This is a genomic window from Ferrimonas balearica, assembly GCF_019802085.1.
Taxonomy (GTDB): domain Bacteria; phylum Pseudomonadota; class Gammaproteobacteria; order Enterobacterales; family Shewanellaceae; genus Ferrimonas; species Ferrimonas balearica_B.
Window position 1 is genome coordinate 54,324 of the sequence record NZ_JAHVHV010000008.1, and the last position, 9,217, is coordinate 63,540.

Genomic DNA, 9,217 nt, shown 5'->3' on the forward strand with positions numbered 1-9,217 from the left:
CCCCAAGGTTGGGGGCTTTTCTCAATAGAGGGGACTATCAGTAGCCGCCGCCTTTTTGCTCGTCGCTGTACTCCATCTGCTCATGGTTCTTGCCCATGGCTTCGGCGATCTCAGGCGACATGTAGTTCTCGTCGTGCTTGGCCAGTACTTCTGACGCTTCCAGAACGGTGGGCTCGACCAGGGTGCCCTGAGCGACGATGCCCTGACCTTCGCGGAACAGATCAGGCAGCATGCCGTCATAGAGTACGGTAACGGCCGGGCCGGTATCGGCAACCTGGAACGCGATCTTCAGGCTGCTGGGGTCACGCTCAACCGAGCCTTCAACCACCATGCCACCGATACGGATACGCTGGCCCACTTCTGGCTTCAGGCCGTTGTCACGGCCCTGAACCACTTCGGTGGCAGTGAAGAACAGGTCCAGGTTGGAGTTGAGCGCATAGATCAGCAAAGAGGCAATGGCGGCAACCCCACCAATCAGGGCGGAGGCGAAGACGAGTCGTTTTTTACGACGTGGGTTCATGCGGCATTACTCCTGTGTTGACGCAGTCGCTCTTCGCGCGCCTGCTTTTTGGCAATGTTGTTGAGTACAGTTTTGCGCTTTCGCGCGGAATTGACAATAAGCGCGATCAGCGCCAGGGCCCCAACACCGTAGGAGAGCCAAACGTAGAAGGCGTAACCGCCCATGTTCAGGAACTCACCCAGGGAGGCAAATTGGAAAGTCAGGTTCATGCGGATTTCTCCTCAGCGTCGACCATGGCGCGCACCCAGGGGCGCATGCTGTTACGGGCCAGCACTTCTGCACGGAATCGCAAGATGGACAGGGCGCCAATCAACATGGCAAAGCCAAAGATGTTGCACAGCAGCGGGATCAGCATCTCCGGAGGCATGGAGTTGCTCTTACCCACGGTGATGGCGTTGGGCTGGTGCAGGGTGTTCCACCACTCAACGGAGTATTTGATGATCGGCAGGTTGATGACGCCTACGATGGCCAGGATCCCCGCCGCCTTGGCGGCCATCACCTTGTCTTCGAACGAGGCGTACAGGGCAATAACGCCCAGGTAGAGGAACAGCAGCACCAGCTCGGAGGTCAGCCGCGCGTCCCACACCCACCAGGTGCCCCACATGGGCTTACCCCAGGCGGCACCGGTCAGCAGGGCGATAAAGGTCAGTACGGCGCCCACCGGGGCGATGGCGGCCGCAGCGATGTCGGCCAGCTTCAGCTGCCAGACCAGACCAATAAAGGCGCAGATCGCCATGGCCATATAGGCGCTCATGGACATGGAGGCGGCCGGCACGTGCAGGAAGATGATCCGGTAGGAGTCGCCTTGCTGGTAGTCGACGGGGGCGAAGCCCAGTCCCCAGACGGTGCCTGTAGTGATCAGTAGGGCGGCCAGGGTAGCAAACCAGGGCAGCATGGCACCGGCCAGATGGTATGCGCGCTCAGGGTGCGCGTAAGGGTGTAACCACTTCCACATGTTAGTTTGTACTCACTCTTAGAGATGCACCAATTGCAACCGGGGCCAGCACCAGGGCACCAACCAACATTGCACCAAGGATAGCCAGATGACCCGTGAACGGCATGTTCATCGATGCGGCATCAATGGCGCTGGTTGCGAAAATCAAAACGGGAATATAGAGGGGCAGGATCAGCAGGCTCAGCAGCACGCCGCCCTTTCTCAGGCCAACGGTTAGGGCCACGCCAATGGCCCCCAGCAGGGACAGAATCGGGGTGCCAACCGCCAACGTGGCCATTAGAGCTCCGTAGCTGTTGCTGTCCAGGTGCAGCAGAACGGCCAGCAGGGGGGCGGCCAGGATCAGCGGTACACCGGTGACCAGCCAGTGGGCCAGTACTTTGGCCAGCACCATCAAGGAGAGCGGCTGGGGGCTGAGCATCATCTGCTCCAGCGCACCGTCTGAGTAGTCAGACTTGAACAGGCGTTCCAACGACAGCATGGCGGAAAGCAGGGCGGCGACCCAGATGATCCCCGGGGCGATGCGGGTCAGGGTGTTCGGCTCTGGACCGATCCCCAGCGGGAACAGGGTCACCACCATGACGAAGAACATCAGCGGGTTGAAAATATCACCGGAGTGACGAAAAGCGATCTGCAGGTCGCGCTTCAGCACCGTCGTGAAGGCTTGGCGATAGTTAATCTGACGCATGAATCGCTTTTCCCTAAACAAATTGATAGTCGAGCCGCAGCTTGGCGAGCCGCTCGGCAGAGACCAGTTGCAGGTCCTGGTGAGTGGTGAGGATGACACAGCCACCGTTATCGGCGTGCTGCATGAACATCCGCTCCAACTCGGCTACGCCGCGCTTATCGATGGCGGTCAGTGGCTCGTCCACGATCCAGATCTTGGCCTCGGTATGCCAAAGGCGGGCCAAGGCGATGCGTCGGTGCTGGCCGGCAGAGAGGTGCCCCGCTGGGTGCTCTTCAAACCCGGTCAGGTTTACCTTGGCCAAGGTGTCGTGAATGGAGGCATCGGCGTACCCGGCGATCTTGAGGTTGAACTCCAGATTCTCTTCGGCGGTCAGCTCACTCTTGACCCCAGGCAGGTGACCGAGAAACAGCAGGTCGGCGTGAAAATCGTCACGGACATCCTCGATCCGCTCGCCCCGGTAATGCACTTGTCCAGCGTAAGGCCGGGACAGGCCAGCCAGGATCCGCAGCAAGCTGCTCTTGCCCGCGCCATTGGGGCCTTCCACCTGGATGATGTCACCGGGGAATACGTCGAAGCTCAGCTCGTCGAACAGGATCCGCTCTTCGCGGATACAGGTCAGTGCTTGGGCACTCAGCAGCGGTTGTCGGGTTACGTCGGTCACCTAGTCCTCTGGTGTTCAGGCCGGTTGATATGGGTCGGATTTTAACATAGGGGGCGAGGCGATCACCGAATAAGCTCCCAAATCCGTTCGGAACTGCCAAATTTTCTCAGTCCATTCCTTGAGATGTGAGCAATATAACAGTTAGGGCAACATCCCGCAGTCACCTCCGTTGTGACCGGAAATTGGGCGATGGGTTTCACCGAAAGTAGCAAAGTGGGAGTTGGCGCAAGGTGGGTGTAAAACTGTGATCCCTGTGGTACCCTGCGGCTAGCGCTGGCGTGTATCCATGCCTTGTGCTGAATATGTGAACGTCAACGGATTGGAATGAGACAATGAAAAAACTGATTGCTCTGGCTGCTGTAGCCAGCCTGACTATGGCCACCAACGTAATGGCCCAGGATGGTGAAGCGGTATACCAAAAGGCGTGCAAGACCTGTCATGAGATGGGCATTGCTGGCGCCCCCAAGGCCCACGATGCGGCCGCTTGGGAGCCCCGCATGGGTAAAGGTATGGACGCTCTGATTGGCAGCGTGAAGACCGGTATGAACGCGATGCCCCCGGGCGGTATGTGCATGGATTGCAGCGACGAAGACCTGAAAGCGGCCATCGAGTTTATGTCCAAGTAAGGCGTTTCGTCACAACAAAAAAAGCCTGGCATTTGCCAGGCTTTTTTTTGCGGAAGTGATTCACTCCACCAGGGTGTCGATCACAAGGGTGACGGTATCACCGATGGCCACCTGGTCCATCTTACCCAGCAGGTCGCCTGCGGTGGGTGCCGGGCTGCCATCGTGGTTGATGGTCGCCACCAGGTTGACCTGATCGTGGGCGCTGATCACCATGTCAGGAGACATGGCGTTGCTGTCATTCAGCACCACCTCGGCGGGCAGATCGCTGACACTCAGACGGGCCACGGCCAGGGGCATCGGGGAGCCGGACACCGGGCGGGCGAAGATGAACAGTGAATCCTGGGGGTTGGCGTGTTGCTTGATCTCTTCAGCCAGCTCAACGTTGATCACCACGCGCTTTTCACCACCGACGGCCGCCGCGCTGGGCTGGTGGTTTTCGTCGTTGGGCATGGCGTCGCCCTGCTCCAGGAACATCCGTGCCTGGGAGATGGCGCCCATGATGGCTTGACGGTCCACGTCTTGACGCGGGCTGGTCAGGATGATCTCCCAGTGCTCGATAGCATCTTCATAGTTGGCGCTGAAGAACGCATCCATACCCAGCAACAAGCGGGTGGACGGGTCCTTGCTGTCATCGGCCAGAGCCTGATCAACGATGGACTGGATTTCGGCGGTCATCTCCTGGCCACCCTGGTAGTACATGGCGGTGGCTTTGGGGCCCAGCAGCTCTGCGTGGACGCCTACCAACTCCATGGTGGTATCAAATGCCTGGATCGCCTTGCCGTACTGGCCGGCGGAGATGTAGGCGTGGCCCAGGGAGAACCAGGCTTGGCTGTTGCTCGGATCGGCCTGAACGGCTTGCTCCATCTGCATCAGGCGCATCGACATCATCTGCTCGGCACTCATGCCGGCGTGCGGGTCGTCGCCGCCTACCTGAGCACCTTGCCAGTCGTTGTAGCGGCCCAGGTCGTAATAGGTGTAGCCGGCTACGGCCACCAGTACGGCACTCATCAGCACGGGCCAGATGGGGCTGGGCTTCTTGGCCGCCAGGACGTCCTCTTCCTGCTCGGTGTTCTGCAGAAGGTTCATCTGCAGCTCTTTTTTGAACTCTTCGAACTCGTCATCGTTGATCCGGCCTTCGGCACGGTCCGTTTCCAGTTCCTTGAGGCGCTCGTTAAACAGGCTGAGGTTTGTCTGCTTACGCACCTGGGCGTCGGTGGCTGCGGCCAGGGCTTTCTGACGGCGCCAGAACGGGAGCCAGATGGTGAACAGGGCCAGTGCGGTGAGCACGGCAATACCGAACCAAAAAGTTGTCATAGCTATCTCTGTTGAAGCGAAGCAGTAACCATTGCGCCGTCGATATCAACCGATGAGGCAATCCGATTGAAGAAGGATTATACGGCAAGCGGTACTATTGAACAGGGCTCTGACCTTCGTGACGTGTCCCGGTCGGTGGGATTGAGGGAAATGTCACAGTTCGATAGACAATCGCAAAAGGGGTGGGAACTTTTCTCCCAGCCCCTAACCCAAGCCACGACAAGGGTCTCCAGACCTGGCGGATTTTTCGCTGCCGGCATCCATAAGGGATGTGAACTCCATCGGCAAAACGAAAGATTGCGGCAGACAACGACGGACAACCTGCCTAGAATGGCAGCAATGACCCCAATTCACAGTTCCGCAACAGTGGTTGCGGGCTGATTGGAAAACACTCCTCCGAGGTAAGCTGATGGTTCCGGAACTAGGACATTACTCACTCATCATTGGTATGGCGTTTGCGGCCCTGCTGGCCGTGGTGCCGCTGATCGGTGTCGCACGCAAGGACGCCTACATGGTGAGTTTCGCCCGCCCCATGGCCTATGGCATGTGCCTGTTTATGGCCTTCTCTGTAATCTGTCTGGGTTACGCCTTTGCCACTGACGACTTCTCCGTCGCCTACGTGGCACACAACTCCAACAGTCACCTGCCGGTCTACTTCAAGATCGCGGCGATCTGGGGCGGCCACGAAGGCTCCCTGCTGTTCTGGACCTTCTCCATCTCCATCTGGGCCGCGGCCGTGGCCATGTTCAGCAAGGGCCTGGAAGACGCCTTTACGGCACGGGTTCTGGCGGTTTTGGGGATGATCATCGTGGGCTTCGCCCTGTTCATGCTGTTCACCTCCAGCCCGTTCGAGCGCTTGCTGCCGAACGTGCCGATGGAGGGCCGTGACCTGAACCCCATGCTTCAGGATGTGGGCCTGATCTTCCACCCGCCGCTGCTTTACCTTGGCTACGTAGGCTTCTCCGTAACCTTCGCGTTCGCCATCGCCGCACTGATGAGCGGCCGTCTGGACTCCGCCTGGGCCCGCTGGTCTCGCCCCTGGGCGCTGGCCGCTTGGGCCTTCCTGACCGCCGGGATCTCCCTGGGCTCCTGGTGGGCCTACTACGAGCTTGGCTGGGGCGGCTGGTGGTTCTGGGATCCGGTTGAAAACGCCTCCTTCATGCCTTGGCTGGTGGGCACAGCGTTGTTGCACTCGCTTATCGTGACTGAGAAGCGCGGCACCTTCCGCAACTGGACCATCCTGCTGGCGATCTTCACCTTCTCTCTGAGCCTGCTGGGTACCTTCCTGGTGCGCTCCGGGGTGCTGACCTCCGTGCACTCCTTCGCAGCGGATCCGTCTCGCGGCCTGTTCATCCTGATCCTATTGGGGATAACCATTGGTGGCTCCTTGATGCTGTTTGCACTGCGTGCCACCGAGCTGGCCTCGCCGTCGCGCTTCGAGCTGCTCTCCAAAGAGACCATGCTGTTGCTGTGCAACGTGCTGCTGGTGGTCGCCACCGGGTCCGTCCTGCTGGGCACCCTCTACCCGCTGCTGGGTGACGCCCTGGGGCTGGGTCAAATCTCCGTTGGACCTCCGTACTTCAACACCGTCTTCAACCCCATTGTGTTGGTGATGTTCGTGTTCATGGGTATCGGGCCGTTTATTCGCTGGAAGAAGGCCAAAGAGGGTGAGCTCAAGAAGCTGCTGCCTTCCGCCATCATCGCAGCCGTGGTGGCCATCGCCGCACCGCTGCTGATTGGTGGCAAGCTGAACGCCTGGATCTTCGTCGGTCTGTTCACCGCGGTCTGGATCACCAGCACCTTGGTGCAAGGTCTCATCCGAGAGTGCCGTGACACCGATGGCAGCTTTACTCTGCGCCGCATCACCCGCAGCTACGTGGGCATGCAGGTGGCGCACCTGGGTATCGCCATGGCGATTGTCGGCGGCACCGTAGTATCCCACTTCGAGTCCGAGCGCTCCGTGCGCATGGGGCCGGGGATCAGCGAAGAGCTGGCCGGTTACACCTTCACCTACGAGCAGACTCGCATGGTGCAGGGCCCGAACTACACCGCCGAACAGGGTGTGGTCACCGTCACTCAAGATGGCGACTACGTCACCACCCTCTACCCGGATCGTCGCCAGTACAACGTGCGCACCATGGACATGACTGAGGCCGGCATCGACTGGGGCTTCTTCCGTGACCTGTACGTCACCATGGGCGACCCGCTGGACGCCAACCACTACGCCGTGCGCCTGAACTTCAAGCCGATGGTTCGCTGGCTGTGGATCGGCTCCATCCTGATGATGCTTGGTGGTGCCATTGCCGCAACTGATAAGCGGATCCGCGCCAAGAGCAAAGTTAAGGCGACCGACGCCAAACTGGCCAACGCGTAAGGGAAGCAACAATGAAACGCGCAGCACTCTTTATTCCGTTAGCGATCTTTCTGGGATTGAGTATCTTCCTGTTCAAGGGGTTGTTCCTCGACCCCTCCAAACTGGAATCCGTTCTGGTGGGCAAGCCCGTGCCCACCTTCGAACTGGAGACCCTGGAAAATTCTCAGGTTCGGATCACCAACGAGGAGCTTCTGGGTGAGGTGTACCTCATCAACGTGTGGGCCACCTGGTGTCCCTCCTGTAAGTACGAGCACCCCTTTCTTAACCAGCTGAAGCGTCGAGGCGAGATCGCCATCTACGGTGTGAACTACCGTGATGAGCGGGACCTCGCCATCCGCTACCTGGCGCAAAGTGGTGATCCCTACACCAAGAACATCTTCGATCCTGAAGGCTCACTCTCCTTCGATATGGGTGTTTACGGTGCGCCTGAGACCTTTGTGGTGGACCACCACGGTATTGTGCGTCACCGCTTTGCCGGTGTGCTCGAGCCCCAGGTGTGGGCCCGCGACTTTAAGCCGCTGATCGATCAGATCCGAGCTGAGGCGGCTGCAGAGGGGAACTCCTGATGAAGCGACTGATTCAACTCCTGGCCGTGATGGTGTTTGCCGGGGCAGCGTACGCCAGCCCCATCGACACCTACGAGTTCAAGACCGAGGCCGCGCGGGAGCGTGGCGTCAAGTTGGCGGCGGAGCTGCGCTGCCCGCAGTGTCAGAACCAGAACCTCCACGACTCCAACTCCCCCATCGCCATGGACATGCGCCTGCAGGTCTACCAGATGGTGGAAGAGGGGAAGAGCAACGACGAGATCGTGACTTACTTTACCGATCGCTACGGTGACTTTGTCCGCTATCGTCCCGGTTTTGATGCCCGCACCTACGTACTGTGGCTGGGCCCGCTGGTGTTCTTCGTCGCCGGTGCCGGTGCACTGTTCTTCTTTGTACGCAAACAGCGCCGTCAGGCCGCTGGTGAAGTTCAGGTCACGGCCGCCGATGAAGCCAAGCTGGCTAAATTGCTGGACCAGGATCAGAACCGCTGATGAAAGTCGTTGTGTACTTGGTAATGGCGCTGCTCTCGGGCAGCGCCTTTGCGTATCCAGGCGCGACCTCCGTGGGCCAGGATCCCGCTCTTGAACGCTTTATCCACCTGAGCAAACCCCAGGATCTGGGCAGCGTGACCCTGGTGGGGCCCGAAGGCGAACCCATCGCTCTGGAGCAGTTCAAAGGCCAGCCGGTGATGATCAACCTGTGGGCTACCTGGTGCCCGCCCTGCGTCCGGGAGTTGCCTTCCTTGGCGCGCTTTCGGGATGAGTTTGAGGCCCGGGGGCTGAAAGTGGTGCCCATCGCCATCGATCGGGACCCCCAGGTTGTGCAGCCATTCCTGGAGTCCCTGTCGCTGCCCGAGTTCGAAACCTGGTACGACTCCATCAACGCCATGGGGGAGATCGTGCCGACGGATCTGGTGCCTGCCACCTTTATCCTGGACGAGCAGGGCCGCCTGGTGGCCTTCGTCCGCAGCTTTGTTGATTGGGACAACCCGGCGGTACGTAAAGTGATGGAGGGCTACCTGCCCACCGCAGGCGAGGCACAGGGTCAGCCCTGATCCCGGGAAAGATCGCGGATCTGGTCAAAGAACCAACGAACGATCCGCGATCCTTAATTTACCCCTTGCGCCCTCGGAATCCGCCCCTATAATTCGCCCTCACGTTAACGGCACAGGGCGGCTCGCAAGGCCAAACCTCCAACCGGTTAACTCGGCGTCAGCCGCTCAATAAACTTCATCGAAAAAGGCCTTGACCTGGTGAGTTTGCTGAGTAAAATGGCGCTCCGCTTTGAGAGTTGAGCCGAAAGGCACAAAACTTAAAGTTTTGAAGAACAGCATTCGCTTCGAAAGAACGAAAAAATTGCTTGACTTCACTAAGGGACAGCGTAGAATGCGCATCCCGCTTCGGTAAGAATTCGAAGCGCGCTCTTTAACAATTAGTCAGACAATCTGTGTGGGCACTCACGCGGGATTGAGATTTCATCATTTATCTCAATGCTAACTGAGTGACACCAAGTTAATTCAGTATTCATTGAGTAGGTC

Annotated in this window: 11 protein-coding genes; 5 read left to right on the plus strand and 6 right to left on the minus strand. The window is 59.1% G+C overall.

The window, feature by feature from the left end; genetic code table 11:
• Positions 1–37 precede the first annotated feature (37 nt).
• From ccmE to ccmA, 5 genes are read right to left on the minus strand one after another with little or no spacing between them, the layout of a single operon-like run.
• Positions 38–520: a cytochrome c maturation protein CcmE gene (gene ccmE, locus KUV81_RS19560; protein WP_222545581.1), complete on the minus strand. Its 483-nt coding sequence runs from the start codon at positions 518–520 to the stop codon at positions 38–40.
• Positions 517–729: a heme exporter protein CcmD gene (gene ccmD, locus KUV81_RS19565; protein ID WP_222545582.1), complete on the minus strand. Its 213-nt coding sequence runs from the start codon at positions 727–729 to the stop codon at positions 517–519. Before ccmD ends, ccmE begins: the two co-directional genes overlap by 4 nt.
• Positions 726–1,475 (minus strand): heme ABC transporter permease, encoded by a 750-nt coding sequence (locus KUV81_RS19570; protein WP_222545583.1) that lies wholly within the window; start codon positions 1,473–1,475, stop codon positions 726–728. Before KUV81_RS19570 ends, ccmD begins: the two co-directional genes overlap by 4 nt.
• A 1-nt stretch (position 1,476) precedes the next feature.
• Entirely contained in the window at positions 1,477–2,160 is a 684-nt protein-coding gene (ccmB, locus tag KUV81_RS19575) for a heme exporter protein CcmB (protein WP_222545584.1), read from the minus strand.
• 13 nt (positions 2,161–2,173) lie between these two features.
• Positions 2,174–2,821 (minus strand): cytochrome c biogenesis heme-transporting ATPase CcmA, encoded by a 648-nt coding sequence (gene ccmA / locus KUV81_RS19580; RefSeq protein ID WP_222545585.1) that lies wholly within the window; start codon positions 2,819–2,821, stop codon positions 2,174–2,176.
• A 332-nt stretch (positions 2,822–3,153) separates the two neighbouring features.
• Here ccmA and KUV81_RS19585 point away from each other — a divergent pair, with 332 nt between their 5' ends.
• Complete coding sequence (locus KUV81_RS19585) at positions 3,154–3,447, plus strand: c-type cytochrome (RefSeq protein ID WP_222545586.1); 294 nt, start codon at positions 3,154–3,156, stop codon at positions 3,445–3,447.
• Between the two features lie 60 nt (positions 3,448–3,507).
• On the opposite strand, the gene ccmI is transcribed toward KUV81_RS19585, so the two are convergent.
• Positions 3,508–4,761 (minus strand): c-type cytochrome biogenesis protein CcmI, encoded by a 1,254-nt coding sequence (gene ccmI / locus KUV81_RS19590; RefSeq protein WP_222545587.1) that lies wholly within the window; start codon positions 4,759–4,761, stop codon positions 3,508–3,510.
• A 409-nt stretch (positions 4,762–5,170) separates the two neighbouring features.
• Between ccmI and KUV81_RS19595 the strand changes: the two genes are divergently transcribed.
• Genes KUV81_RS19595 through KUV81_RS19610 form a run of 4 tightly spaced genes read left to right on the plus strand, consistent with a single transcriptional unit; the run spans position 5,171 to position 8,734 of the window.
• Positions 5,171–7,135, plus strand: a complete 1,965-nt coding sequence (locus KUV81_RS19595; protein ID WP_222545588.1) for a heme lyase CcmF/NrfE family subunit — start codon at positions 5,171–5,173, stop codon at positions 7,133–7,135.
• An 11-nt stretch (positions 7,136–7,146) separates the two neighbouring features.
• A complete protein-coding gene (locus KUV81_RS19600) occupies positions 7,147–7,701 on the plus strand; it encodes a DsbE family thiol:disulfide interchange protein (RefSeq protein ID WP_222545589.1) in 555 nt (184 codons plus the stop codon).
• Positions 7,701–8,171: a cytochrome c-type biogenesis protein gene (locus KUV81_RS19605; protein ID WP_222545590.1), complete on the plus strand. Its 471-nt coding sequence runs from the start codon at positions 7,701–7,703 to the stop codon at positions 8,169–8,171. The genes KUV81_RS19600 and KUV81_RS19605 overlap by 1 nt, the downstream gene beginning before the upstream one ends.
• Positions 8,171–8,734, plus strand: coding sequence for a TlpA disulfide reductase family protein (locus KUV81_RS19610; protein WP_222545591.1), 564 nt, complete (start codon positions 8,171–8,173; stop codon positions 8,732–8,734). Before KUV81_RS19605 ends, KUV81_RS19610 begins: the two co-directional genes overlap by 1 nt.
• Positions 8,735–9,217: the final 483 nt, after the last annotated feature.